24 protein-coding genes and 1 tRNA gene are annotated in these 23,894 nt (G+C 53.6%); 15 read left to right on the top strand and 10 right to left on the bottom strand.

The features are described 5' to 3' along the window. Positions 1–74: 74 nt before the first annotated feature. The 4 genes from ACMYSK_RS10235 to ACMYSK_RS10250 are packed head-to-tail and all read left to right on the top strand — an operon-like array spanning position 75 to position 3,379. Positions 75–533 carry a paraquat-inducible protein A gene (locus ACMYSK_RS10235; RefSeq protein WP_434642614.1) on the top strand — a complete coding sequence of 153 codons (459 nt, stop codon included), beginning with the start codon at positions 75–77 and terminating at the stop codon, positions 531–533. Between the two features lie 19 nt (positions 534–552). Beyond that, the gene (locus tag ACMYSK_RS10240; protein ID WP_434644021.1) at positions 553–1,146 is read left to right on the top strand and encodes a paraquat-inducible protein A; all 594 of its coding nucleotides are present in this window, start codon (positions 553–555) and stop codon (positions 1,144–1,146) included. Then, on the top strand, positions 1,143–2,777 hold the full coding sequence (locus tag ACMYSK_RS10245; protein ID WP_434642617.1) for an intermembrane transport protein PqiB: 1,635 nt from the start codon (positions 1,143–1,145) through the stop codon (positions 2,775–2,777). The genes ACMYSK_RS10240 and ACMYSK_RS10245 overlap by 4 nt, the downstream gene beginning before the upstream one ends. Further along, positions 2,774–3,379 (top strand): PqiC family protein, encoded by a 606-nt coding sequence (locus tag ACMYSK_RS10250; protein ID WP_434642620.1) that lies wholly within the window; start codon positions 2,774–2,776, stop codon positions 3,377–3,379. The genes ACMYSK_RS10245 and ACMYSK_RS10250 overlap by 4 nt, the downstream gene beginning before the upstream one ends. A 49-nt stretch (positions 3,380–3,428) precedes the next feature. Here the strand turns inward: ACMYSK_RS10250 and ACMYSK_RS10255 are convergent, their stop codons facing one another. After that, complete coding sequence (locus ACMYSK_RS10255) at positions 3,429–4,052, bottom strand: TetR/AcrR family transcriptional regulator (protein WP_434642623.1); 624 nt, start codon at positions 4,050–4,052, stop codon at positions 3,429–3,431. A 382-nt stretch (positions 4,053–4,434) separates the two neighbouring features. On the opposite strand from ACMYSK_RS10255, the gene ACMYSK_RS10260 reads away from it, so the two are divergent. Further along, a protein-coding gene (locus ACMYSK_RS10260; RefSeq protein ID WP_434642625.1) for an IS3 family transposase occupies positions 4,435–5,546 on the top strand; the annotation gives its coding sequence in 2 pieces (ribosomal slippage) (positions 4,435–4,696 and positions 4,696–5,546; 1,113 coding nt in all). 267 nt (positions 5,547–5,813) lie between these two features. Here the strand turns inward: ACMYSK_RS10260 and ACMYSK_RS10265 are convergent. Both ACMYSK_RS10265 and ACMYSK_RS10270 read right to left on the bottom strand, forming a co-directional pair. After that, positions 5,814–5,901 (bottom strand) — tRNA-Ser (locus tag ACMYSK_RS10265). Between the two features lie 144 nt (positions 5,902–6,045). Beyond that, positions 6,046–7,674 (bottom strand): ABC transporter substrate-binding protein, encoded by a 1,629-nt coding sequence (locus ACMYSK_RS10270; RefSeq protein ID WP_434642628.1) that lies wholly within the window; start codon positions 7,672–7,674, stop codon positions 6,046–6,048. 267 nt (positions 7,675–7,941) lie between these two features. Here ACMYSK_RS10270 and yccA point away from each other — a divergent pair, with 267 nt between their 5' ends. Both yccA and tusE read left to right on the top strand, forming a co-directional pair. Then, complete coding sequence (gene yccA, locus ACMYSK_RS10275; RefSeq protein WP_434642630.1) at positions 7,942–8,601, top strand: FtsH protease modulator YccA; 660 nt, start codon at positions 7,942–7,944, stop codon at positions 8,599–8,601. Between the two features lie 88 nt (positions 8,602–8,689). Continuing rightward, on the top strand, positions 8,690–9,019 hold the full coding sequence (gene tusE, locus ACMYSK_RS10280) for a sulfurtransferase TusE (RefSeq protein ID WP_434642633.1): 330 nt from the start codon (positions 8,690–8,692) through the stop codon (positions 9,017–9,019). Here tusE and yccX read toward each other — a convergent pair. From yccX to ACMYSK_RS10295, 3 genes are read right to left on the bottom strand one after another with little or no spacing between them, the layout of a single operon-like run. Further along, positions 9,016–9,297, bottom strand: coding sequence for an acylphosphatase (yccX, locus tag ACMYSK_RS10285; protein ID WP_434642635.1), 282 nt, complete (start codon positions 9,295–9,297; stop codon positions 9,016–9,018). The genes tusE and yccX overlap by 4 nt on opposite strands. Before the next feature lie 51 nt (positions 9,298–9,348). After that, positions 9,349–10,137 (bottom strand): helix-turn-helix transcriptional regulator, encoded by a 789-nt coding sequence (locus tag ACMYSK_RS10290; protein WP_434642638.1) that lies wholly within the window; start codon positions 10,135–10,137, stop codon positions 9,349–9,351. A 20-nt stretch (positions 10,138–10,157) separates the two neighbouring features. Then, positions 10,158–10,712 (bottom strand): kinase inhibitor, encoded by a 555-nt coding sequence (locus tag ACMYSK_RS10295; RefSeq protein WP_434642641.1) that lies wholly within the window; start codon positions 10,710–10,712, stop codon positions 10,158–10,160. Positions 10,713–10,902: 190 nt separating this feature from the next. On the opposite strand from ACMYSK_RS10295, the gene rlmI reads away from it, so the two are divergent. Both rlmI and hspQ read left to right on the top strand, forming a co-directional pair. After that, on the top strand, positions 10,903–12,105 hold the full coding sequence (rlmI, locus tag ACMYSK_RS10300) for a 23S rRNA (cytosine(1962)-C(5))-methyltransferase RlmI (protein WP_434642644.1): 1,203 nt from the start codon (positions 10,903–10,905) through the stop codon (positions 12,103–12,105). A 59-nt stretch (positions 12,106–12,164) separates the two neighbouring features. Beyond that, the gene (hspQ, locus tag ACMYSK_RS10305; RefSeq protein ID WP_434642647.1) at positions 12,165–12,482 is read left to right on the top strand and encodes a heat shock protein HspQ; all 318 of its coding nucleotides are present in this window, start codon (positions 12,165–12,167) and stop codon (positions 12,480–12,482) included. A gap of 33 nt (positions 12,483–12,515) precedes the next feature. Here the strand turns inward: hspQ and ACMYSK_RS10310 are convergent, their stop codons facing one another. Further along, positions 12,516–12,929, bottom strand: a complete 414-nt coding sequence (locus tag ACMYSK_RS10310) for a CoA-binding protein (RefSeq protein WP_434642650.1) — start codon at positions 12,927–12,929, stop codon at positions 12,516–12,518. Between the two features lie 153 nt (positions 12,930–13,082). Here ACMYSK_RS10310 and mgsA point away from each other — a divergent pair, with 153 nt between their 5' ends. Further along, a complete protein-coding gene (mgsA, locus tag ACMYSK_RS10315; protein WP_434642652.1) occupies positions 13,083–13,541 on the top strand; it encodes a methylglyoxal synthase in 459 nt (152 codons plus the stop codon). Positions 13,542–13,569: 28 nt separating this feature from the next. Here mgsA and helD read toward each other — a convergent pair whose 3' ends face one another. Continuing rightward, positions 13,570–15,624 carry a DNA helicase IV gene (gene helD / locus ACMYSK_RS10320; RefSeq protein ID WP_434642655.1) on the bottom strand — a complete coding sequence of 685 codons (2,055 nt, stop codon included), beginning with the start codon at positions 15,622–15,624 and terminating at the stop codon, positions 13,570–13,572. A 122-nt stretch (positions 15,625–15,746) separates the two neighbouring features. Here helD and ACMYSK_RS10325 point away from each other — a divergent pair, with 122 nt between their 5' ends. Both ACMYSK_RS10325 and yccS read left to right on the top strand, forming a co-directional pair. Further along, positions 15,747–16,193 (top strand): YccF domain-containing protein, encoded by a 447-nt coding sequence (locus ACMYSK_RS10325; RefSeq protein ID WP_004860167.1) that lies wholly within the window; start codon positions 15,747–15,749, stop codon positions 16,191–16,193. 17 nt (positions 16,194–16,210) lie between these two features. Further along, positions 16,211–18,346, top strand: coding sequence for a YccS family putative transporter (yccS, locus tag ACMYSK_RS10330; RefSeq protein ID WP_434642658.1), 2,136 nt, complete (start codon positions 16,211–16,213; stop codon positions 18,344–18,346). Between the two features lie 17 nt (positions 18,347–18,363). Here yccS and ACMYSK_RS10335 read toward each other — a convergent pair whose 3' ends face one another. Further along, a complete protein-coding gene (locus ACMYSK_RS10335) occupies positions 18,364–18,957 on the bottom strand; it encodes a TfoX/Sxy family DNA transformation protein (protein ID WP_434642661.1) in 594 nt (197 codons plus the stop codon). 460 nt (positions 18,958–19,417) lie between these two features. Between ACMYSK_RS10335 and sulA the strand changes: the two genes are divergently transcribed. Then, positions 19,418–19,927, top strand: coding sequence for an SOS-induced cell division inhibitor SulA (gene sulA / locus ACMYSK_RS10340; protein ID WP_434642664.1), 510 nt, complete (start codon positions 19,418–19,420; stop codon positions 19,925–19,927). A 352-nt stretch (positions 19,928–20,279) separates the two neighbouring features. Continuing rightward, a complete protein-coding gene (ompA, locus tag ACMYSK_RS10345) occupies positions 20,280–21,350 on the top strand; it encodes a porin OmpA (RefSeq protein ID WP_434642667.1) in 1,071 nt (356 codons plus the stop codon). A 105-nt stretch (positions 21,351–21,455) separates the two neighbouring features. Here the strand turns inward: ompA and matP are convergent, their stop codons facing one another. After that, complete coding sequence (gene matP / locus ACMYSK_RS10350) at positions 21,456–21,908, bottom strand: macrodomain Ter protein MatP (RefSeq protein WP_434642670.1); 453 nt, start codon at positions 21,906–21,908, stop codon at positions 21,456–21,458. Positions 21,909–22,093: 185 nt separating this feature from the next. Here matP and ACMYSK_RS10355 point away from each other — a divergent pair, with 185 nt between their 5' ends. Beyond that, positions 22,094–23,851 carry an AAA family ATPase gene (locus ACMYSK_RS10355; RefSeq protein WP_434642672.1) on the top strand — a complete coding sequence of 586 codons (1,758 nt, stop codon included), beginning with the start codon at positions 22,094–22,096 and terminating at the stop codon, positions 23,849–23,851. The last annotated feature ends 43 nt before the right edge of the window (positions 23,852–23,894 follow it).

Below are 23,894 nucleotides of genomic sequence, written 5' to 3' on the forward strand. Positions count from 1 at the left end.
GTTGTCACGCCGTGCTATGGCGTGGCAAGCGGCGTGTGCCAGGCCATCTACTGCCCCTGATAATAACGGCGGCCGTGGCTTTGGTGATCGCCGCCCTTTTTCCGGTGATCTCCGTCGGGTTTCACGGGATGGTGAACAATGCCACGTTGTGGAGTGTGCCCTGGGCGCTGACTGTCGATGGCGGCAACCCCGTGATGGCGATTGGTACCGTGTTTCTTCTACTGGTCGCCCCTTTCTTACAGACAGTACTAACGGCATGGCTACTAAGCTTTGCGCATTTCGCACGCCCGGCACCGGGGTTTATCTTCACCATGCGGGCGCTCAAGTGGCTGCATCCCTGGAGCATGGTAGAAGTTGGCATGTTGGGATTTCTGATTGCCGGGATAAAGCTATCGTCACTGCTGGACGTCGCCGTGGGGCCCGGTGGTTGGGCACTGGCCCTCTCCTGCACGCTGACTGTCTTCATCAACAGTCACGATCTGTATCCACTGTGGGATCTGCTGTCGTTCGAGGAGAAAAACCGTGACCATTAAGGCACCTTTTGCCCGCCAGATGCAGATGTGCCGTTGCACGCTCTGTGGCCTGGTGTGTGCTGACGACACAACGTCTGACCATGACAGAAAATGTCCTCGCTGTCAGACGATGCTGCCTGACCACCAGCCTGGGCACCAACATCTGAGCTGGGCACTGCTTTTAACCTCCGTGATCCTGTATCTGCCCGCCAATATTTTGCCGGTGATGTACACCACGCTGCTCGGCCATGGCAGCGAAAGCACCATCCTCTCTGGAATTGTTGCCTTCTGGCAAAGCGGTTCATGGGGCATTGCGGCGATCATCTTTATCGCCAGCGTGATGGTACCGTGCCTGAAATTTTTGTCGCTGGGTGTTCTGCTGATCTCTGCATCCCACCACAGCCGCTGGGCCAGGCGCGAACGAACGCGACTTTACCGGCTGACCGAGTGGATTGGCTGTTGGTCAATGCTGGATGTTGTTGTGGTAGCCGTGGTGTGTGGCCTGCTCCGGTTTCGTCCACTAAGTGAAGCCGAACCTCGTGTCGGGATCCTGTTTTTCGCCCTGGTGGTTATCTTGACCATGCTGTGTGCGCTGAGTTTTAAACCAAAAACACTATGGGAAGACAAGCAATGAAGCGTCCTGTTTCGGGTACCCCTCTTTTTCATTACGGGCGCTGGCGCAATGCCCTGATCTGGCTGCTCCCCGCTGTCGCATTTGTTGTCGCGATATCGATGGTTATCCAGGCGCGCTTAACCATCGGGCCTGAGGTTGTTATTGCATTTCGTAGCGCAGCAGGCCTCGAAGCGGGTAAAACCGCGGTGAAATATAAAGATGTCACCGTAGGGATAGTTAAGGAGATAACCCTTAGCCCCGATAATGCACAGGTACTCGTGCGGGTTGCTCTTGGCCGGAACGCCCAGAATCTGGCGCGCGCCGACACCCGGTTCTGGGTGGTGAGGCCACGAGTCGGGCTGAGCGGCGTTAGCGGCATTGATACGCTGTTGTCAGGGGCTTATATCGGGGCGGACAGAGGGAAATCCGAGGAGAGCCGATATCGGTTCACCGGCATGGAAACGCCTCCGGCTATTGTCAACGACATGGCGGGTAGCCAGTTTTTTCTGGAAGCAGACGACCTTGGCTCGCTGGATATTAACGCGCCGGTCTACTATCGCCGCATTCCGGTCGGACGGATAACGTCCTACCAGTTACGTAAAGATGGCAGAGGGATCGATCTCAACATCTTTATTGATGCCCCCTATGACCGCCTGGTCACTGCGGATTCGCGCTTCTGGAATGCCAGTGGCGTAGATCTGTCGGTCGGCAGCGACGGTTTTCAGCTTAAAACCCAGACCGTTGCCGCCATCATGGCCGGGGGCATCGCCTTCTCCAGCCCGGAGAACCCGACTCAGGGCGTGATCCATAAGCAAACCCGTTACAAGCTGGCAGCGGATGAGGAAACCGCGATGGCGCCTGCGGACGGGCCGCCGGTACGCTTTCAACTGCGTTTTGAACACACCTTACATGGCCTGAACGTGGGCGCCCCGGTTGAGTTTTCCAGCGTGCGGATTGGGCGTGTTGCCTCCGTCGAACTCGACTATAACCCCAAGGGATACCGCTTTCCGACCATCGTGGATATTGATGTCTATCCCTCACGGATGGGCCATGTGCTCGAAAAACTCCCCGAACCGACGGGCGACACTGACCTCAATACGGTCATTTTCACTCGCGAGATGATCGCGCATGGGCTGCGGGCACAGGCCACGTCCAGCAGTCTGCTGACGGGGCAACTTTATATCTCACTCGATTTTATCCCGGATGCGCCAAAGGTGAAATTTGATGTGACGAAACGCCCGATTGAACTGCCTACCGTTAATGGCGGACTGACCATACTGCAGGATCAGATAACGAATATTGCCAGAAAGATCAATAAAATGCCGCTAGATCAAATCGGAAGTAACATGAATAACACGCTGGTAGAATTGAATACAACATTGCGTTTGGTGAACGGTCAATCTCTGCCTGCCGCCAACCGCCTGATGCAACAAACGCAGCGAGCGACACAAGACGTACAAAACCTGCTGGCGGAAGATTCTCCTCTGGTGATTAACCTGTTGCAGGCCTTACAGGAAACCACGCGAACGCTACGGGCCGTGCGCAGCCTGACCAGCCAGCTGGACCGCCACCCGGAATCGTTATTGCAAGGTCGCGCGGCTGACGCGTCGCTGGATGCTCCCCGTCCACTCAAAGAAGGAGAGCGGCCATGAAAGCGGCTGTGTGTCTGATCATCGGCGTCACCTGCGCGCTTGCTGGCTGTTCATCTCCCCAGGTACGTTACCATACGCTGGTCAGCGCTGACCCAGGTTCCCACGCCGTCGACCCACCAGGATTTGTGATAGCAGTGCTGCCCGTCGGTGTTCCGGCCCAACTGGATAGCCAACAAGTGGTGGTCCGTCAGAACAACAGCCGCATGGTGGTTCTGGACAACGATCGCTGGTTAAGTCCATTGGGCGATGAGCTACAGACGGCGCTGTCCCTCAATATGACGCAGCAGCTCAACACCGTGGATGTGGCAGGGATCGCGCGTGATAACAGCAAACCGGTGGTACGGGTGCAGTTGCAGGTTCGCCGTTTTGATAGCTGGCCCGGCAAAGCCGTCAGCCTGGATGCTGACTGGAGCTTATCCACACAGCAAGGGAATGAAAACCGCCGACTGGTGTGTAGAAGTCACCTTACGCAAAGCGTCTCCGGCGATTCGGCACAGATGTTTGCCGCCTGGCAACGCGTGGTTGAGCGCCTGGCAAGCCAGACAGGCGAGACCGCCGCGCAGTGGCTAGCGACGGGCAGCGCCACATGTCCCCTGATTTGATACGATAAAAACCGGGTTCGAGGCCGTGAACCCGGTCAACAGGTGTCCGTTAAACCGGCTTTTTAACGGCGCCATCAAGAAACATTCGCACCCCATTCATGACCATGTCGCTGACTTTTTCCTGCGTGAAGTCAGGCATCTGACGCATGAAAAACAGGATCTCGCTTTCTGCTTTGATCAATGAGGTAAACTGGATCGCCCGCAGCATCGGGTCCGACGGCGCCAGTTCACCTCGTTCCATTGCCGCGTTCATTTCCTGAGCCAACGTCTCCATGCTTTGGCGGATGCCGGACTCCAGAAACAGTTGCCCGATATCGGAATGCGCGGCTTCGCCCAGCACGACACGATAGATTTGCAGGGCCTGGTTATCGCATGTCACTACCCGCAGCATATCTTCACCAAAGCGGACCAGTTTCTGTTCCAGAGATAAGTGCTGGTTTTCCGGCTGAGTCAGCCCGCTTGCCGCTTCGGTAAGAAACCGGGCGCTGCAGTCGCGCACAACCGTTTCAAACAACGCCTCTTTTGAGGAGAAGTATTTATAGAGCGTGGCCTTGGAGCCACCGGCACGTCTGGCCACTTCATCCATGGAAGCGCGTTCGTAACCTATCTCCGTAAACACCTCCGCGGCGGCAGCGACAATCCCCTGGCGGCGCGCTTGCGTCAGTACCTTCATGTTGAACCCTTAGCTGATTTTAAAGCGCTGCTTAAACATAACTACACCGTACAGTATCGGTTTATTATGCCATGCCGGGGCGTGAAATGCCCCGATGGGGATCGTTTACTGTGATCAATGAAGGTAGTAGTAACTGACGGTTGTTCTTAAACGTGGGGGCAAATCACTGCGTATACGTTTGCCTGATACCTCGGTGTAGAACTGGACTTGAGAAATTTTCTAATGTTCTGGTAACCTTCCTCAATAATGAATTTACGTTGAAATAACGATTTCCGCCTTTGGCACAAAGCGGACAAGCTAAATTGTAAGCATCCCAGCAATCCGCACCATTCACTTTTAGAGATCTTCCGACATACTGATTATGTCCTCTGAGGAGATCATCATGCGTAAAGCCCGATTCACCGAGCACCAGATCATCGCCGTTCTGAAGTCCGTAGAAGCCGGACGTACCGTCAAGGATGTCTGCCGTGAAGCCGGTATTTCCGAAGCCTCGTACTACAACTGGAAAGCGAAGTTTGGCGGGATGGAAGCCTCTGATATCAAAAAGATGAAAGACCTTGAAGATGAAAACCGTCGCCTCAAACAGATGTTTGCCGATCTGAGTCTTGAATGCCGGGCACTTAAAGACGTTATCGAAAAAAAGCTTTAAAACCAGCGATAAAGCGTGAACTCGTCAGCTATCTGACGGCGCAATTTGCCATGAGTTTACGACAGGCCTGCAGGACGTTATCGCTGAGCAGGACGGTGTATTTTTACCAGCCCGATACCCGGCGTGATGAACCGGTGATCCAGGTACTGACTGAGCTGGCAGAGCGCTACCCGCGGTATGGTTTTAAGAAGCTGTTCCAGTTGCTGCGCAGGCAGGGTAACGCCTGGAACCATAAACGCGTTCATCGCATTTACTGTCTTCTGAAACTGAATTTTCGCCGCAAGGGAAAGCAGCGGCTGCCTGTACGCAATCCGGCACCACTGGTGACGCCAGAAGCGCTGAACCAGAGCTGGTCCATCGATTTTATGCACGATGCGCTGGTGTGTGGCAGACGCTTCCGGACCTTCAATGTGGTTGATGACTTTAACCGCGAGGCTCTCGCCATAGAAATCGACCTGAATATCCCGGCGCAGCGGGTGGTCAGAGTGCTGGACAGGATCGTGGCAAACCGGGGCTACCCGCTGAAGATGCGGATGGACAACGGACCCGAACTGGTCTCACTGGCGCTGGCACAATGGGCTGAGGAACATGGTGTGATGCTGGAATTTATAAGGCCAGGCAAGCCGACACAGAATGCCTTCATCGAGCGTTTTAACCGGACGTACCGGACAGAAATTCTGGATTTTTATCTGTTCAGAACCCTGAATGAAGCACGGGAAATCACAGAGCGCTGGCTGACGGAATATAACAGCGAGCGGCCTCATGAATCCCTGAATAACCTGACACCGGAAGAGTACCGGCTAATGACGGAAAAACCGGAACTCTCAAAAAGTGCGTGGAACTAAAACAGGTGTGCTTACACCTAAAAATGCTGAAGATCGTATGATCTCGCATAATAACTTCAGTCAATAAGGGTTCGTTGAAAGGATGGACATAATCATCGCCGGAGCCTATTCGAGGATGCATCAGCACGTAGCGAAAAACTCATTCTTCATCCAATACAAGCTAGCCTAGAACAATCCAAGCTAAAGAGAAATGGCACAACAAATGGCACAACAGAAACTGTATAAAACGAAAAACCCCAAGCTATTAAATAGCTTGGGGTTTATATTTGGCGGAAGCGTAGAGATTCGAACTCTAGAACCCTTTCGGGTCGCCGGTTTTCAAGACCGGTGCCTTCAACCGCTCGGCCACGCTTCCGGTATGGGGCGCACTATAAACACCTCGACGTAGCCTGTAAAGCCCGATTTTGTTCAACCGCCTTAAAAACAACCAAAAATGCATTATTCGTCTGAAATACAGGCAGTTCGCGCAAAAAATCAACGCCAATCGGGCTGACTCCGGTTAATGTTTTTTGATGTACATGTCTTTCGTGAAATAGTATCCCAGCTTATCAGGCGTAAATCCCCCCACCCACGGCTTCACCAGGTGCGTACGAACATAGTGATACACCGGAACCGCCGGAACATCTTTCCCCAGAAGATCCTCTGCCTGCTGGTAGTACTTACCGCGCGCAGCCACATCCGGCGCTTTGGCGGCATTCTTTAAGGCTTCATCATAGGCAGGATTGCTGTACTGGCTGGTATTTTCACTATCGCCGGTGCGGAAGTTATTCAGGAACGTGGCGGCATCGTCGTAATCGGCAATCCAGGCATAGCGCACTGCGTCAAAATTATGCGTGTGCATGGTGTCGAGCATCGTCTTCCACTCCTGGTTTTGCAACTTCGCCTCAACGCCCAGGTTTTTCTTCCACATCGAACTGGCAGCTATCGCCACGCGCTGATGTGACTCCGACGTGTTGTACAGCAGATTAAACACCAGCGGATGGCTATCAGAGTACCCCGCTTCACTCAGCAGCTTTTTGGCCTCAGCAATACGCTTATCGCGTGGCCAGCTGGCGTAATCCGGGTTTTGCAGTTTCACGCCGCCAATATCAGGCTGGCTAATCAGCCACGCCGGACGCTGCCCCTGCCCTAATACTTTTTCAGCGATGATGTCTTTATCCAGCGCCATATTCAGCGCCAGCCGGACGCGCGGATCGTTAAACGGCGGTCGGGTGGTGTTGAACTCGTAATAATACGTTGCCAGCTGCGGCGAAACGTCCAGCTGATCGCCCATGGTTTTTTTAAGCAAAGCAAACTGGTTAATCGGTACCGTATAAACAATATCGATTTCACCTGCTTTATAGCGGTTAACATCCGCTGCTTCGGAATGGATCGGCAAATAGGTCACTTTGTTGATAACCGTATGCGCGTTGTCCCAGTAGCGCGGGTTACGCTCGGCGACGATGCGTTCGTTAACGACCCACGCGGAGAGCTTATACGGACCGCTGGTGACGATATGCTCCGGTTTGGTCCACTGCTCGCCAAAACGAGTTACCAGTACCTTATCCACCGGGACCAAAGACGGGTGCGCCAACATGGCTAAAAACGCCGCATTCGGCTGCGTTAATGTCACCTCAAGCGTCGCGTCATCGACAGCCTTCACGCCCAGCGTCTCCGGCGCCTTTTTCCCTTGTGCGATCTCCTGCGCGTTCACTATATGCATATTTCCCGGATAGCTGGCATAAGGTGATGCCGTAACAGGCGACACCAGACGCTGCCAGCTCCAGACAATATCCTGCGCGGTAATAGCGGTACCGTCAGACCAGGTAATGCCCGGGCGTAAATGGAACGTCCAGACGGTGTTATCTTTATTTTCCCACTTCTCCGCCAGCCGCGGCTGAATTTCACCTTTCGGTGAGACGCTCACCAGTCCCTCGAAAAGATCGCTGATGATGTTAAACTCCACATCACTCTCAACCTTGTGTGGATCCAGCGATGCCGGCTCGCTACCGTTATTCCTGACCAGCTCCTGCTTCTCTGCCAGCACCGTACCCGCAGGAACCTGTGCGGCAAATGCCGCGGCAGTTGTGCAGAGTAAACCGAGGGCCAGCAATGTTTGTGTGATGTGATTGTATTTTTGTGATTTCATATCCCTTGCCTTTATTACGCTTCGTTTGTACCCTCTCCACACTTAGCCACAGAATGTCGATAACGCAATATTTTTCAGTAACCTATCAGATTCCGATCTGGTTCCTGACGCCAAACGCACAAACGCACCACCCTGCCATCATTTATTAGAATAATATGCTGCGTGATTCCGCTGGGGTCTAAGTAAAGATGGGTAAAAGCACTATGGCTTCCGTCGTGGTTTTTTTATGCTTCATTATTAATTACATCTGTCATAAGAGAGTGACTCATGGATCGTATTATTACGTCGTCGCGTGACCGTTCATCGCTGCTCAGTACGCATAAAGTTCTGCGGAACACCTATTTTCTTCTCAGCCTGACGCTGGCATTTTCCGCCATTACGGCGACGGCCAGCACGGTGCTGATGCTGCCTTCTCCGGGACTGATTCTGACGCTGGTGGGTATGTACGGTCTGATGTTCCTGACCTACAAGCTGGCCAATAAACCGACAGGTATTCTGGCGGCATTCGCCTTTACCGGCTTCCTGGGTTATATCCTTGGGCCGATGCTCAACGCCTATCTGTCTGCGGGCATGGGTGATCTGATTGGCATGGCGCTGGGCGGTACCGCGCTGGTGTTCTTCTGCTGTTCGGCCTACGTGCTGACCACCCGTAAAGACATGTCCTTCCTCGGCGGTATGCTGATGGCCGGCGTTGTGGTGGTTCTGGTCGGTATGGTCGCGAATATCTTCCTGCAGCTGCCTGCCCTGCACCTGGCTATCAGCGCGGTGTTTATCCTGATTTCTTCAGGCGCAATCCTGTTTGAAACCAGCAATATCATCCGCGGCGGTGAGACCAACTACATCCGCGCGACCGTCAGCCTGTACGTGTCGCTGTACAATATCTTCATCAGCCTGCTGAGCATCCTTGGCTTCGCAAGCAGAGACTAACCTCTCCCATTGTCCACTCAGGCCCCGCTTATGCGGGGCCTTATTTTTTGCTACACTGCCGCCAGTCTGGACTGGTATGTGAAGAATTATGTTTATCTTTGAAGGCAACGAAATTGAGACCGATAGCGAAGGCTATCTGAAAGATACCACACAGTGGAATGAAGCCATGGCGGAGGTTATCGCCGGGCAGGAAGGTATTACCCTTTCCGTTGAGCACTGGGAAGTGGTGCGCTTTGTACGCGAATTTTATCTGGAATTTAACACATCGCCGGCTATTCGCATGTTAGTGAAGGCGATGGCGAATAAATTTGGCGAAGAGAAAGGCAACAGCCGCTATCTGTATCGCCTGTTCCCGAAAGGTCCCGCCAAACAGGCCACAAAAATTGCCGGCCTGCCTAAACCGGTAAAGTGCATCTAATAGAGAATGGCAAATTTTTGCCATTCTCTGGTGGGCTGATGGGGCTCGGTATTTACCCTGTCTACCCGTGCGCTACGCGGCCCGCCGGCTTTCAGCCAGGCGATAAGTGCCGCGACCTGGTCTGCCTCTCCACAGGCCAGCACTTCCACGCTGCCATCATCAAGATTACGAGCGTACCCCGTCAGCCCCAGTCGTAGCGCTTCCCGCTGCGTCGAGTAACGAAACCCCACGCCCTGAACCGAACCATACACCCATGCCATTGTGCAGATTGTCGCCATCGTTGCTCTCCTTTTTTGGCCTGCTCTGATGCAGAGGATAGCAAATTTTCGTCAGCGTACATGCTTTGGCAACAGCCCGTAATGCTGACGAAAACGCGCGGTAAAGCGTGACCCGGACTGATAGCCACTGTTCAGGGCGATCTCGCCTATCGGCAAAGAGGTGGATTGCAACTGGCCTAAGGCATACGCCATTCGCACCTCTTCTACAATCAGGCGAAAGCTTTGCGATTCCTGCTGCAGGCGGCGACGTAGCGTCGATTCGCCCACAAACAACATTTTGGCTACCCGGGGAACGCTCCACGTATCTGCTGGCGACAGCATAATGATTTGTCGTACCTGGCTGGTCAGATCCTGCTGCCTTTCGGTCAACAACGGCCCGGCATATCCCGCCTGCTGCAACGCCAGCAGCAGCCCCATCGTCTGGTGATGCTGTAGCTCCGTTGATAGCCCCCCACGCACCGCTTGTAACACGTTTTGCCACATAAACGACAGCTCAGGAGACAGTGGTGCACATAATGAGGTCAGCCGGCCGGGTTGCGGCTCACTCATATAGCGCGCTTTAAAATCTGCCAGCAGGTCTGCCGTCAACGAGAGCAGGTCGGAGCAAAATAGCCCATTGTCCGGCTGATTAATCACCTCAAGCTCGACATCGGCGGGCAAAATAATCAGTTGCTGCGGTGTGGCCTGCATCTGGCTGGCTCCCTGCACGATAATCTTACTTCCACGATTAACCCGACACAGCGCCGGCGAAAATAGCCGGACGCGATGCAGCTTATATAATCGCCGGGAGGTAATCTCCGCCGCCGATAACGCATTATGGTGAAAGTGAATATTCTGCATCAGAGCCCTCTGTCTGTCGTTTAGCGTCCTGACATAGCCGTCAACTGCGCGCTGGCAATAACATGGCTGTGCAGCATAAAGCCCACTAACGCGCCGCTGGCCTGGGCATCAATCGGTAATGTCGGCGTATCCAGCGCCCATACCGTGAAGTGATAACGGTGAGGCTTATCTCCGGCGGGTGGGCATGCCCCGCCAAACCCTGCGTAGCCGAAATCATTTCGCCCCTGTACAGCACCCGCAGGCAGTTTAGCGTTATTTTTATCTCCGGCACCAGTCGACAGACGGGAAACGGCAGAAGGAATGTTCACCACCGTCCAGTGCCACCAGCCGCTGCCGCTGGGGGCGTCCGGGTCGTAGGCGGTCACGGCAAAACTTCGGGTTTCCGCTGGCGCATTTTCCCATGCCAACTGCGGCGAGACATTACCACCGCGACAGCCAAAACCATTAAACAGCTGGGACACCGCCAGGTTGTCTCCCTCACGCATATCGCTACTGGTCACGCGAAATGACGCCGCGGACACGCTGGTACTGATAACCGAGATCAAGATTGCCGCTAACCGGGTTCCTGTTTTCATCGTAATTTCCTCCGTTGGGTGAGGAAACACTGTAAGATCGCGGGAAAATTTTTATTGTGCCAAAGCGCCTGCGTTTTGTGCCGAAACGCTCACCTGCCGGCGCAGGCGGAAAGATGCTTGTGCCGGTCACTTGTGCTAACCTACGCGCCATTTTTCGGTGCCGACATTCCCGTTGCTTAAAGGTAGCTCCATGACAGATTCCATTTTCCCCCGCTTAGTGTTATCCAAAGGACGCGAGAAATCTCTGCTGCGTCGTCATCCGTGGATTTTCTCCGGTGCCATTGCCCGTATGGAAGGCAAAGCTCGTGCCGGTGAAACCATCGACATTGTCGACTCACAGGGGAAATGGCTGGCCCGTGGCGCCTGGTCGCCCTCTTCGCAGATTCGCGCGCGCGTCTGGAGCTTCGATCGTAACGAAGCTATCGATAACGCCTTTTTCGAACGTCGCCTGCAGCAGGCTCAGACCTGGCGCGAATGGCTGGCTGCCCGCGATGGCCTTGACAGCTATCGCCTGATTGCCGGTGAATCTGACGGCCTGCCGGGTGTGACCATTGATCGCTTTGGTAACTTTTTCGTTCTGCAACTGCTGAGCGCAGGTGCCGAGTACCAGCGCGCCCCCATAATCAACGCACTGCAAACCCTGTTCCCGGACTGCTCTATTTACGATCGCAGCGATGTCGCCGTACGTAAAAAAGAGGGTCTGGAGCTGGCACAAGGCCCGGTGACCGGCGAACTGCCACCTGCGCTGCTGCCTATCACCGAACACGGCATGCAGCTGCTGGTCGATATTCAAGGTGGGCACAAAACCGGTTACTACCTCGACCAGCGCGACAGCCGTCTGGCGACCCGCCGCTACGTCGCCGACAAACGCGTGCTCAACTGTTTCTCCTATACCGGTGGCTTCGCCGTTTCCGCGCTGATGGGCGGGTGCAGCCAGGTTATCAGCGTCGATACCTCTCAGGAAGCGCTGGACGTTGCGAAACAAAACGTTGAGCTAAACAAGCTGGATCTTTCTAAAGCGGAATTTGTTCGCGACGACGTCTTCAAGCTGCTGCGTAAGTATCGCGATCAGGGAGAGACATTTGACGTTATCATCATGGATCCGCCAAAGTTCGTTGAGAACAAAAATCAGCTGATGGGCGCCTGCCGCGGGTATAAAGATATTAACATGCTGGCGATTCAGCTGTTGAATCCCGGCGGGATCCTGCTGACCTTCTCCTGTTCGGGTTTAATGCCAGGCGATTTATTTCAGAAAATCATTGCCGATGCCGCAATTGATGCCGGACGTGATGTACAATTTATAGAACAGTTCCGTCAGGCTGCGGATCACCCGGTGATTGCAACCTACCCGGAAGGGCTGTATCTGAAAGGGTTTGCCTGTCGCATCATGTAACTTGAAAAGCGGAACATTGCCCGCATATAGCAGGTAATAACGTTTCCCAGGAGGTGCCTATGATTGCCAGCAAATTCGGTATCGGCCAGCAGGTTCGCCATACGCTATTGGGCTACCTCGGCGTGGTCGTTGATATCGATCCTGTATACTCGCTCGCCGAGCCGGAAGAGGACGACATTGCAGCCAATGACGAACTGCGCGCCTCTCCCTGGTATCATGTGGTCATGGAAGATGAAGACGGCCAGCCGATCCACACTTATCTCGCGGAAGCGCAGCTGAGCGGTGAAGCCAGCGATGAACATCCGGAACAGCCGTCGATGGACGAACTAGCCAGAACGATTCGCCGACAGCTGCAGGCGCCGCGGTTACGCAACTGATGTGAAAAACCCCGCTATCGCGGGGTTTTTTATTTACTTCGCCAGTCCGAGGCGGGGTATTTCAATTGCCGGGCATCGATCCATCACCACATTCAACCCAGCCTCGCGAGCCAGGACCGCCGCCTGTTCGTTAATCACGCCCAGCTGCAACCACAGCGTTTTTGCGCCAATCGCGATAGCCTCCTGCGCAACGCCCAGCGCCGCATCAGAATTGCGGAATACATCAACCATATCCACATTCTCAGGAACATCGCCAAGGGTCGCGTAGCCTTTCTGCCCCATCAGCGTGGTACCGGCCACTTTCGGCGATACCGGGATAACATGATATCCCTGTTCCAGAAGGTACTTCATCACCCGGTAACTTGGGCGATCCGGTTTGTCACTCGCCCCCACCAGCGCGATAGTCCGGGTTGAGGTCAGAATGCCTGCAATATCGTTCTCTTTCATTTTATCCTCCCGCTATTTAGCCCAAGTGTAAGCTAATCCGGGTAAAGGAGCCATTCACCTAACTTACGGATGCGTCAAAAAATTTCACCCGGATGCTTGCAGCAGCAGTCACTTCCAGTAATCTGTCTGCAGGTCAAAATGTGGAATGAAAATATGGAACTGACGACACGTACGTTACCCGCGCGCAAACATATCGCGCTGGTTGCTCACGATCACTGTAAAGACATGCTGATGAAATGGGTTTCGCGCCACCAGCCGTTGCTGGCTCAGCACGAACTCTATGCAACCGGCACCACCGGTAACCTCATCTCCCGCGCAACGGGGCTTGGGGTGAACGCGATGCTGAGCGGACCGATGGGCGGCGATCAGCAGGTCGGCGCGCTGATCGCAGAAGGTAAAATCGATGTGCTGATTTTCTTCTGGGATCCGCTCAACGCCGTACCGCACGACCCGGATGTCAAAGCACTGCTGCGCCTGGCAACGGTTTGGAACATCCCCGTAGCCACCAATGCCTCAACGGCCGACTTTATTATTCTGTCGCCGCACTTCGGTGAACCTCTCGATATTCTGATCCCTGATTATCAGCGCTATCTCGCCGACCGACTGAAGTAATCCTGCCCGGCGGCTTGGCCGCCGGCTATTACGGTTTTCTCGCTACCGGCACATCAAGATCCTCTAGCATCCCGACGAACGGCGAAGGCCGCGTTTTGTTGAACAACAGCCAAACGCGAAGTCGCGCGCGCGTGATGGCGACATAAAGCAAACGTCGCTCTTCCGCATCCGGGAAATCTTCAGGCTGAGGCAGCAGCGCTTGCTCCATAACAGACTCCCGCTCCGGGGCCGGGAACGCATCATCCCCCTCCTGAAGCCCCAGAATAATGACATAATCCGCCTGTTGCCCTTTGCTGGCGTGGATGGTCATAAAATCGAGCTGCAAATGCGGCCAACGCGTCGCCGCTTTCTCCAGCGCCTCTGGTTTTAAATGATGGTAACGCGCCAGCAATAAAATCCGCTGTTCCGGTTTTACGTAGCCGCTGAGCTTATCAAGGAGATCGTCGAGCTTATCGTCGGCCAGCAAGGTGACGGCCTTTTTGTCGCCGGCCGTCAGGCTGTTCAACGGCTTACTTAACTGATGAGGGTTTTGTTGAATAAAACCGTTCGCCACCTCACCAATACGCCCGTTAAAGCGGTAGGTGGTATCCAGGGCACAGCAATCGCCTTCACCAAAATAGTGATTGAATGCGGTCGTCAGAGAGAGCTGTGCCCCGCTGAAGCGATAAATAGCCTGCCAGTCATCACCAACGGCAAACAGTGTGGTCTGTGTATTCTGCCGACGCAGCGCGGCAAGCAGTGCAGCGCGCTGCGGTGAGATATCCTGAAACTCGTCAACCAGAATATGCTTCCACGGGCTGACGAAGCGCCCTTTATCCAGAATATTAATCGCCTGATGTATCAGCCCGGAGAAATCAACAGCGCTTTCGTCTTTCAGCGCCGTTTTCCAGGCCTTCAGCAACGGAGCCATCAGCTTAACGCGCTTGCCGAACAGATCTCGAACCTCTTCAGGTGCACCGGCGATCATCTCTGCTTGTGAGCCCCCATGCATGCGCATCAGGCTCACCCAGCGATCGAGGCGACTGGCCATGCGTCGCTGTATTTTTTTATCCTGCCAGAATTCACCGTCCGGAACCTGCCAGCCCATCTCTTCTTCCAGCCACTGACGCCACCCCTTAGCCTGCGCTTTTTTCTCCTGGCACTGCTGGCGCCAGTTTTTCAGCAGCAGCGCCTGACGGGCTGCGCTATCGCTCTCCAGCGTGCTGATAGTCGGCACTTTTTTACTGCCTTGTTGAATAATATGCAGCGCCAGGGAGTGGAAGGTTCGCGCCGAAATCTCTTCTGAGCCTAACCGCTCGCGAATGCGTTCATCCATCTCCTGAGCCGCCTGGCGGCCAAATGCCAGCAGCAGGATCTGATCGGCAGCGGCTTCACCTCGCGTCAGCAGCCACCCGGCGCGCGCGACCAGAACGGACGTTTTGCCGCTCCCGGCGCCGGCAAGCACCAGCAAAGAACGCTCACCATTAACCACCGCCCTGGCCTGTGCCGGATTCAGCGGTGATGATTCAACGCTGGCAAAAAATTCGCGGTACTGTTCCAGCATTAATTCAGTAAAAGCCTGGTTATGAGCCAGTCGGGCTTCTTCGGTATCCGCCAACCAGCTTTGGCACTGCCGCCACAGCTCACGACAGTTATCGAAGGCATCAAGCCGGCTGGTCGGCATCGGCAGTCCGGTCAGCGCGCGGCGGATTTTTCCCTGAACGTCAGCAACCTGCTGGCGGGTCAGCCATTTGCCTTCGACGCTGGAACGGGCAACCTCCTCCAGTTGCTGGCGAAGAACCTCGGCGGCAATCCCGCTCATCTCCGTGCTCCACTGCTGCCAGAGCGTATTCAGATGATGATAAAAGCGCTGCGTTTCATTCCACTCGGTGCCATGTAAGCGCACCACTTTGCTGTCCGGCAACACGAATTCCAGTTCGCCCCAGACCAGACCACGCTTACATTGAACTGACAGTAACTGATTGAAAGGTATAAGATACTCATGGTTATCACCTGAGACTTTTACTCCAGCGTTAAGCAGTTGCACCCTGTCGTAAGGATGCTGTGCCATGCGCTTGCCCAATGTTGTCGCTTTAAGTTCCATATCATGCCGAATTTCAATCAGGTTGGATGTTTTTAAGTTTAACCGCCAGCGACCAGGTGCTCCAGCGTAAAAAACGTTACAATGGTCAGGTCTTATTATCTCCGGCACTGAACTGAGGGTTTATGCGTACCATTCTGAATATTTTGAACTTTATCCTTGGCGGTTTCGCCACCACGCTGGGCTGGCTGCTGGCAACATTAGTCAGCATCATCCTGATCTTCACCCTGCCGCTAACTCGCTCATGCTGGGAAATTACCCGACTGTCCCTTCTGCCTTACGGAAACGAAGCGATTCATGTCGATGAACTGGAACCACAGGGCAAAAATAGCCTGTTGAATGCCGGTGGCACGATTCTGAATATTCTGTGGTTTATCTTCTTTGGCTGGTGGCTGTGCCTGATGCATATCTTCAGCGGTATTGCGCAATGCCTGACCATCATCGGTATCCCGGTCGGTATTGCCAACTTTAAAATTGCCGCCATTGCATTATGGCCGGTGGGACGTAGGGTGGTTTCCGTCGAAACGGCTCGTGCAGCGCGTGAAGCTAATGCGCGTCGCCGCTTTCAGTAACCGGACGGAATACAACCATGCTTAGCCCCCTGCTACGCCGATATACATGGAACAGCGCCTGGCTGTACAACGCCAGGATTTTTATCGCCCTTTGTGGCACGACCGCCGTTCCGTGGTGGCTTGGCGAAGTTAAACTGACCATTCCCCTGACGCTGGGCGTGGTTGCCGCAGCATTGACAGACCTCGACGATCGTCTGGCCGGACGGTTACGCAATCTGGCTATCACGCTGGTGTGTTTTTTTATTGCGTCTGCCTCAGTGGAACTGTTGTTCCCCTGGCCCTGGCTGTTTGCCCTCGGGTTAACCGTATCAACTACCGGCTTTATTTTGCTCGGCGGTCTGGGGCAGCGCTATGCCACTATCGCATTTGGCGCTTTATTGATTGCCATTTATACCATGCTGGGCGCGACGCTCTACGACCGCTGGTATCTCCAGCCGATCTTTCTGTTAACCGGCGCCGTCTGGTACAACATGCTCACGCTCGCCGGACACCTGATTTTCCCGATTCGCCCTCTCCAGGATAACCTTGCGCGCAGCTATGAACAGCTGGCTCGTTATCTGGAGCTGAAATCTCGGCTGTTTGACCCGGACATTGAAGATGAGAGTCAGGCACCGCTATATGATTTAGCCATTGCCAATGGTCAACTGGTAACGACGCTCAACCAGACCAAGGCCTCTTTGCTGACGCGCCTGCGTGGCGACCGCGGCCAGCGCGGCACCCGCCGAACGCTGCAATACTATTTTGTTGCTCAGGATATTCACGAACGCGCCAGCTCGTCGCACATTCAGTACCAAACGCTACGCGATCACTTCCGCTATAGCGATGTGATGTTCCGCTTCCAGCGTATGCTGTCGATGCAGGCGCAGGCGTGTCAGAAATTGTCCCGGGCTATTCTTTTACGTGAGCCTTACCAGCACGATGCGCATTTCGAACGGGCATTTATGCATCTTGATGCGGCCCTCGACCGCGTGCGCGCCAGCGGTGCACCAACAGAGCAGATGAAAGCGCTGGGTTTTTTGCTTAACAATCTCCGCGCTATTGATGCTCAGCTGGCCACCATTGAGTCAGCGCAGACCATTGCCCCAGCGAACAATGCGACCGAAAATCTGCTTGCGGACGACAGGCTCAACAGTTTCAGTGATATTTGGTTGCGACTTCGCCGCAATATGTCGCCGGAATCAGCCCTGTTCCGCCATGCGGTGAGGATGTCGTTAGTCCTCTGTACCGGCTATGCGTTTATCCAGTTTACCGGGTTAAATCACGGCTACTGGATACTCCTGACCAGTCTGTTCGTCTGTCAGCCGAACTATAACGCGACGCGTCACCGCTTAGCCCTGAGGATTATCGGTACCCTGATCGGAGTGGCTATCGGCCTGCCGATATTGCTCCTGGTACCATCGGTTGAAGGCCAGCTGCTGCTCATCGTCCTGACCGGCGTCCTGTTCTTTGCGTTTCGCAACGTACAGTATGCCCACGCGACGATGTTTATTACCCTACTGGTATTGCTATGCTTTAACCTGTTAGGGGAAGGTTTCGAGGTCGCTTTACCGCGCATTTTCGATACGCTGATTGGTTGTGCTATCGCCTGGGCCGCCGTGAGCTTTATCTGGCCCGACTGGAAGTTCCGCAATCTGCCACGAATGCTGGACCAGGCAATCAATGCTAACTGCCGGTACCTGGATGCTATTCTTGAGCAGTATCACCAGGGACGCGATAACCGTCTGGCATACCGCGTTGCCCGTCGAGATGCACACAGCCGGGATGGTGAACTTGCCTCGGTGGTATCGAACCTGTCGACAGAACCGCGGGCCAACTCGGCGATGCGCGAAACGGCATTCCGCCTGCTTTGTCTGAACCATACGTTTACCAGCTATATTTCAGCGCTGGGCGCGCATCGGGAACAACTCACAACTCCGGATATTCTGGCTCTGCTTGATGATGCCGTCTGCTATGTTGATGATGCGCTGCACCACACGCCTGCTGACGAACATCGGGTGCAACAAGCGCTCAATAGTTTGCAGTCCCGGATTCAACACCTTGAGCCCCGTGCAGATAGCAAAGAACCGCTGGTGCTACAGCAAATCGGCCTGCTGCTGGCGCTGCTGCCGGAAATCTGCCGGTTGCAAAAACAGGTTGCCGCTCAACCTGAATAAGCATCGATACTTTTGAACTAGATACCAGCCCAAGCCTTAAGCTCCTGACGCCGCTGCGTCGGGAGCGCCGCAGAATGTACGCCCACAATAGCCCCCTCCAGCGCGTAAAGAATATTCAGCGTAAGCGCCTTATTTGACTCACGTAATTTCAGCCAGACTTCCTGCGCACCAAGCTGTCGAAGCGTTTTTTCATCCATAATGCCAACGCTAATCAACAGCAACTCCATATGAAAGCTGATATTAGGGAGATCTTTTAGCCTTCCGGTAGCAAGCTGTCGTCGCTTTTCATTGCGTGCACTTTGTAACGACAACGCCGATAAGTTAAAAAGCGTTTTGCTGTCGCGCCAAAGAGTTTCATCAACCTGATAATACTTCAGCAAAACCGGGCGGCCATTTTTCCGCATTGTCAGAAGAGGAGTCTCATGCACAACACGATACTCAGCGCTCTGCTCACAAACCTTAAGATAGATTTCGCCCTCTGCAACCATAGCAAAAACGGTATCCTCGATGGCCAGGCTATAGCCGCCAAATAACGGCCGACAGCTTATTTTACCGAGTGGAGATAAACATTCCTGGAATTGATGGAACCGTAAAGATGAAATTTTCTTCATGATTATTCCTTTGTTAATCATGTAAATAGAAGATTGTTTGTAAACGGATCCGCTAATACAGAAAATAAGTGACTTCGTTTATTGCAGCAAGGTGATTTTTGCACTGTTCAATATTTACTCACCGTTTTGCGAGGGGCTTTCAGAAAACTGCCCGCTGGAAATGCTAAATATATAAGCAATAAATACGCATTCCCTGTTCACCGGGATATGAGTGAATAGTTTCGCGTTCTGTATAACAAACACGGGCGAAGCAACTGCGCGCATGCGCCGGATGGCCAACAATTGCTCACGTCATTTATCGATCAGAATAGATGCATCCCCCCTGCCCCCGGAGCCCGCTGGCGCAGAATCGACAAAAATCATGTACAATTTTCAACCAATGAAGTGATAAATGAGGTTGATCTTTTCTCCTGCTGGATATACTGTATATTCATACAGTAACCTACAGGCGGGATAGACTATGTTTACTTCAGCTTACGCAAATCGTTCATCACTGACTTCTGCTTCAGTACGTCATCCTTCTCATGACGTCGCCGAACAACCGGCCAGCGGGCTGATCAGTGAAATTGTCTACCGCGAAGATCAGCCTATGATGACGCAATTACTCCTGCTCCCTTTATTGCAGCAGCTTGGCCAGCAGTCCCGCTGGCAGCTCTGGCTTACGCCGAAGCAGAAATTGAGTCGTGAATGGGTTCAGTCTTCCGGTCTACCGCTGTCTAAGGTTATGCAGATTAGCCAGCTGTCCCCTTACAATACCGTAGAGTCGATGATCCGCGCACTCAGTACGGGTAATTACAGTGTGGTGATCGGCTGGCTGGCAGATGAACTCACGGCAGAAGAACATGAACGCCTGGTTATCGCGGCGCAAGAAGGTCATGCAATGGGGTTTATCATGCGACCGGTTGGAAATGCAAACCAGCCTGGGAGACAACTCAGCGGGCTAAAAATTCACTCTAATTTGTACCATTAAGCTAAATTAGGATTAATCCTGGAATTTTTTTTGCTTACAATAATGTCATTTTCAGAACAGGGTCATTTATACCGGAATGCCTGTCTGATGCGGTTTCGCGGGTTTATTGGGCGAACAAAAATCAACCATATTTGTTAAATGTTGTGTACACAACCCTTTTTTTTCATATGCCTGACGGAGTTCACACTTGTAAGTTTCGAACTAAGTTGTAGACTTTACATCGCCAGGGGTGATCGGCTTACGCTGCATGTATCAGCATAGTTAACAACAAGTCACGCCCCGGGTGAAGGATTTAACCGTGAGGTCTTTTGTAACTTCATGGCGAATTTTGGATGATAATGAGGCGCAAAAAATGAAAAAGACAGCTATCGCGATTGCAGTGGCACTGGCTGGCTTCGCTACCGTAGCGCAGGCCGCACCGAAAGATAACACCTGGTACGCAGGTGGTAAACTGGGCTGGTCCCAGTTTCACGATACCGGATTCTACGGTAACGGTTTCCAGGACAACAATGGCCCGACCCACAACAGCCAGCTCGGTGCTGGTGCGTTCGGTGGTTACCAGGTTAACCCGTACCTCGGTTTTGAAATGGGCTACGACTGGCTGGGTCGCGTTGCATATAAAGGCAGCGTAGACAACGGCGCTTTCAAAGCTCAGGGCGTTCAGCTGACTGCTAAACTGGGTTACCCGATCACTGACGATCTGGATATCTATACCCGTCTGGGTGGTATGGTTTGGCGTGCAGACGCTGATGGCAACTACGGTTCTACCGGCGTTTCCCGCAGCGAACACGACACTGGCGTATCCCCGGTATTTGCTGGTGGTTTAGAGTGGGCTGTTACTCGTGACATCGCTACTCGTCTGGAATACCAGTGGGTTAACAACATCGGTGACGCAGGTACCGTTGGTGCACGTCCTGATAACGGCATGCTGAGCCTGGGTGTTTCTTACCGTTTCGGTCAGGATGAAGCAGCTCCGGTTGTTGCTCCGGCACCGGCTCCGGCTCCAGAAGTGACTACCAAGCACTTCACTCTGAAGTCTGACGTTCTGTTCAACTTCAACAAATCTACCCTGAAACCGGAAGGTCAGCAGGCTCTGGATCAGCTGTACACCCAGCTGAGCAACATGGATCCGAAAGACGGTTCTGCAGTGGTTCTGGGCTACACCGACCGTATCGGTTCTGATGCTTACAACCAGCAGCTGTCCGAGAAACGTGCTCAGTCCGTTGTTGATTACCTGGTATCTAAAGGTATCCCGGCTGGCAAAATCTCCGCACGTGGTATGGGTGAATCCAACCCGGTTACCGGCACTACCTGTGACAACGTGAAGGCTCGCGCTGCACTGATCGACTGCCTGGGCCCAGATCGTCGCGTAGAGATCGAAGTTAAAGGTTACAAAGACGTAGTAGCTCAGCCGCAGGCTTAAGTTTTACTACCTATAAAAAACCCCGCTTAAGCGGGGTTTTTTTTGGTCTGAATTCTGCTGGCAAAACACAGTTTCTCTAGCGCTGTGACGCCCTGCGGCCAGAAACTACTCTTTGCCCAGCAGCACCTGTAAATCGTGCTTCAGACTGGACATTTTGGTGGCATACTTCTCTTTATGCTCAGCGTCTTCAATCAACTGCACGATAGTTTCCGACAGGGTTTTTCCACGCCGCTGCGCAAGCCCGGCCAGACGCTGCCAGACGATAAACTCCAGGTCTATCGATTTCTTACGCGTGTGCAAATGCTCAGCATTAAAATGTCGTTTCCGGCGCGCGCGGATTGTCTGCTTCATCCGGTTCATTAACTCTGGATTCATATGCTGCTCAATCCAGGTATGTACCAGAACAGGTTCATTTTCGAGCGTCAGTAAGACATCGACCGCGGCTTTCGCTGCACTGGCTTCAATGTAGCGGGTAATCAGCTCACCTTCCCGGTGCTTTTTTACCAGATATGTCCATTTCCAGCCGCTTTCAAGATTTTCCAGTTGTTGATATTTCATTGCGATCTCAATGTGACCGTGTAACTCATTTCAGGATATCAGTTTTTTCCCAATGTGCTGAGAATAAATCACCATTCGTGATACAGGTAACTCGGGAATCATCACCGCAAACGCAATCCCCCGTGTGCTCAGACGCAGCATAAGGTATAATCGCGCGTTTTACATCTGACTAAAAAACAGCGACTTTGACCATTACGAAACTTACCCGAAACGACCTCGCTCCTGATACGGAAAGTTATCAGGCGCTGTTTGCACAAGCCGATTTAGCCCAGGCAGAAGACGATCTATCAGGCGAACTCCAGCCCCGTTTATTCTATGGTCTGGAGCAGCTTCTGGTGACGCCGGCCATCTCGCCATTCATGCTGGTGAAGGCCCCGGAAGAACCGGAGTACCTGCAGTGGCTGGCGACAGAAACGCGAACCTTACACGAACCTGCCGCACCGCTTTACGGTGTTCGTTATCAGATCAATGGCGGCAACGTCACCCTCACTCCGGCAAAACATGCCGACGATAACTTTGCCAGCACCGCGCCGGTTGAATCAGCCGACTGGATAGAAGCGGAGCAACTCTTTGGTTGCGTCCGACAGTTTAACGGTGAAATCACCCTTCAACCTGGACTGGTACATCAGGCCAACGGCGGCGTACTGATTATCGCTCTGCGCGCGCTACTGGCCCAGCCGCTGCTGTGGATGCGCCTGAAAAATATGGTCACCCGCCAGCGCTTTGACTGGCTGTCCATTGATGAGTCTCGCCCTCTGCCGGTCGCAATTCCCTCTATGCCGCTCAGCCTGAAGGTGATTCTGGTTGGCGAGCGTGAATCACTGGCAGATTTCCAGGAGATGGAACCCGAGCTCTCGGCTCAGGCTATTTACAGCGAATACGAAGACAACCTGCAAATAGCTGATGGCGATACCATGAAACAGTGGTGTCAGTGGGTATGGAAAAACGCCCAGCAGCTCGACCTGCCGGGGCTGGCCGCCGATGCCTGGCCTTTGTTGATTCAGGAAGGCGCACGTTACACCGGCGATCAGGAGACATTACCGCTGTGTCCGCTGTGGATTGCCCGTCAGCTGCGGGAAGCCGCCGCCTTCTGTGAAGGAGGGCTTATCTCTGCTGAAGAGATGCAGACCATGCTGGCACGTCGTGAATGGCGCGAAGGCTATCTTGCCGAGCGGATACAGGATGAGATCCTGCAAGAACAGATTTTGATCGAGACCGAAGGCGAATGCATCGGGCAAATCAACGCGCTGTCGGTCATCGAATTCCCCGGCCATCCGCGGGCCTTTGGTGAGCCATCACGCATCAGCTGCGTCGTTCATATTGGTGACGGCGAGTTCATCGACGTCGAACGTAAGGCGGAGTTGGGTGGTAACATTCACGCCAAAGGCATGATGATCATGCAGGCGTTCCTGATGTCAGAACTGGAACTTGAGCAACAGCTCCCGTTCTCCGCATCGCTGACCTTCGAGCAATCGTACAGTGAAGTAGACGGCGATAGCGCCTCCCTGGCCGAGCTGTGCGCCTTAATCAGCGCGTTGGCGGGAGTTCCCATTAATCAAAGTATCGCCGTCACCGGTTCAGTCGATCAGTTTGGTCGCGTTCAGCCGGTAGGCGGGCTTAATGAAAAAATTGAAGGCTTCTTTGCCATTTGCCAGCAGCGCGAGCTGACCGGCAAACAGGGGGTCATCATTCCTGCGGCGAATGTTCGCCATCTGAGCCTGGCGCCAGAACTCCAGCAGGCTGTCGCTGACGAGAAGTTTTTCATCTGGGCGGTGGAAGACGTGACTGAAGCGCTGCCGATGCTGACCCAATTGTTATGGGACGGCGAAGGGCAAACTTTACGGCAAACCATTCAGGAGCGGATTGCGCAGGCGACGCAGCAAGAGAGTCGCCATCGTTTTCCGTGGCCGCTACGCTGGTTAGGTGGTTCAGGTTCGAACTGATCGGACTTGTTCAGCTTACACGTGTTAGCTATCCTGCGTCCCG

Origin of the sequence: Klebsiella sp. I138 (assembly GCF_051131765.1) — a bacterium.
GTDB lineage: Bacteria > Pseudomonadota > Gammaproteobacteria > Enterobacterales > Enterobacteriaceae > Klebsiella.

Bases quoted from the DNA above. Each gene is read 5' to 3' on its own strand.
- mgsA (WP_434642652.1), top strand. From the start codon at position 13,083: ATGGAACTGACGACACGTACGTTACCCGCGCGCAAACATATCGCGCTG.
- ACMYSK_RS10310 (WP_434642650.1), bottom strand. From the start codon at position 12,929: ATGAAAGAGAACGATATTGCAGGCATTCTGACCTCAACCCGGACTATC.
- tusE (WP_434642633.1), top strand. From the start codon at position 8,690: ATGTTTATCTTTGAAGGCAACGAAATTGAGACCGATAGCGAAGGCTAT.
- hspQ (WP_434642647.1), top strand. From the start codon at position 12,165: ATGATTGCCAGCAAATTCGGTATCGGCCAGCAGGTTCGCCATACGCTA.
- yccA (WP_434642630.1), top strand. From the start codon at position 7,942: ATGGATCGTATTATTACGTCGTCGCGTGACCGTTCATCGCTGCTCAGT.
- ACMYSK_RS10250 (WP_434642620.1), top strand. From the start codon at position 2,774: ATGAAAGCGGCTGTGTGTCTGATCATCGGCGTCACCTGCGCGCTTGCT.
- ACMYSK_RS10255 (WP_434642623.1), bottom strand. From the start codon at position 4,052: ATGAAGGTACTGACGCAAGCGCGCCGCCAGGGGATTGTCGCTGCCGCC.
- helD (WP_434642655.1), bottom strand. From the start codon at position 15,624: ATGGAACTTAAAGCGACAACATTGGGCAAGCGCATGGCACAGCATCCT.
- sulA (WP_434642664.1), top strand. From the start codon at position 19,418: ATGTTTACTTCAGCTTACGCAAATCGTTCATCACTGACTTCTGCTTCA.
- ACMYSK_RS10240 (WP_434644021.1), top strand. From the start codon at position 553: ATGCAGATGTGCCGTTGCACGCTCTGTGGCCTGGTGTGTGCTGACGAC.
- ACMYSK_RS10295 (WP_434642641.1), bottom strand. From the start codon at position 10,712: ATGAAAACAGGAACCCGGTTAGCGGCAATCTTGATCTCGGTTATCAGT.
- ompA (WP_434642667.1), top strand. From the start codon at position 20,280: ATGAAAAAGACAGCTATCGCGATTGCAGTGGCACTGGCTGGCTTCGCT.
- yccS (WP_434642658.1), top strand. From the start codon at position 16,211: ATGCTTAGCCCCCTGCTACGCCGATATACATGGAACAGCGCCTGGCTG.
- ACMYSK_RS10325 (WP_004860167.1), top strand. From the start codon at position 15,747: ATGCGTACCATTCTGAATATTTTGAACTTTATCCTTGGCGGTTTCGCC.
- ACMYSK_RS10270 (WP_434642628.1), bottom strand. From the start codon at position 7,674: ATGAAATCACAAAAATACAATCACATCACACAAACATTGCTGGCCCTC.
- ACMYSK_RS10245 (WP_434642617.1), top strand. From the start codon at position 1,143: ATGAAGCGTCCTGTTTCGGGTACCCCTCTTTTTCATTACGGGCGCTGG.
- matP (WP_434642670.1), bottom strand. From the start codon at position 21,908: ATGAAATATCAACAACTGGAAAATCTTGAAAGCGGCTGGAAATGGACA.
- ACMYSK_RS10290 (WP_434642638.1), bottom strand. From the start codon at position 10,137: ATGCAGAATATTCACTTTCACCATAATGCGTTATCGGCGGCGGAGATT.
- yccX (WP_434642635.1), bottom strand. From the start codon at position 9,297: ATGGCGACAATCTGCACAATGGCATGGGTGTATGGTTCGGTTCAGGGC.
- ACMYSK_RS10335 (WP_434642661.1), bottom strand. From the start codon at position 18,957: ATGAAGAAAATTTCATCTTTACGGTTCCATCAATTCCAGGAATGTTTA.
- rlmI (WP_434642644.1), top strand. From the start codon at position 10,903: ATGACAGATTCCATTTTCCCCCGCTTAGTGTTATCCAAAGGACGCGAG.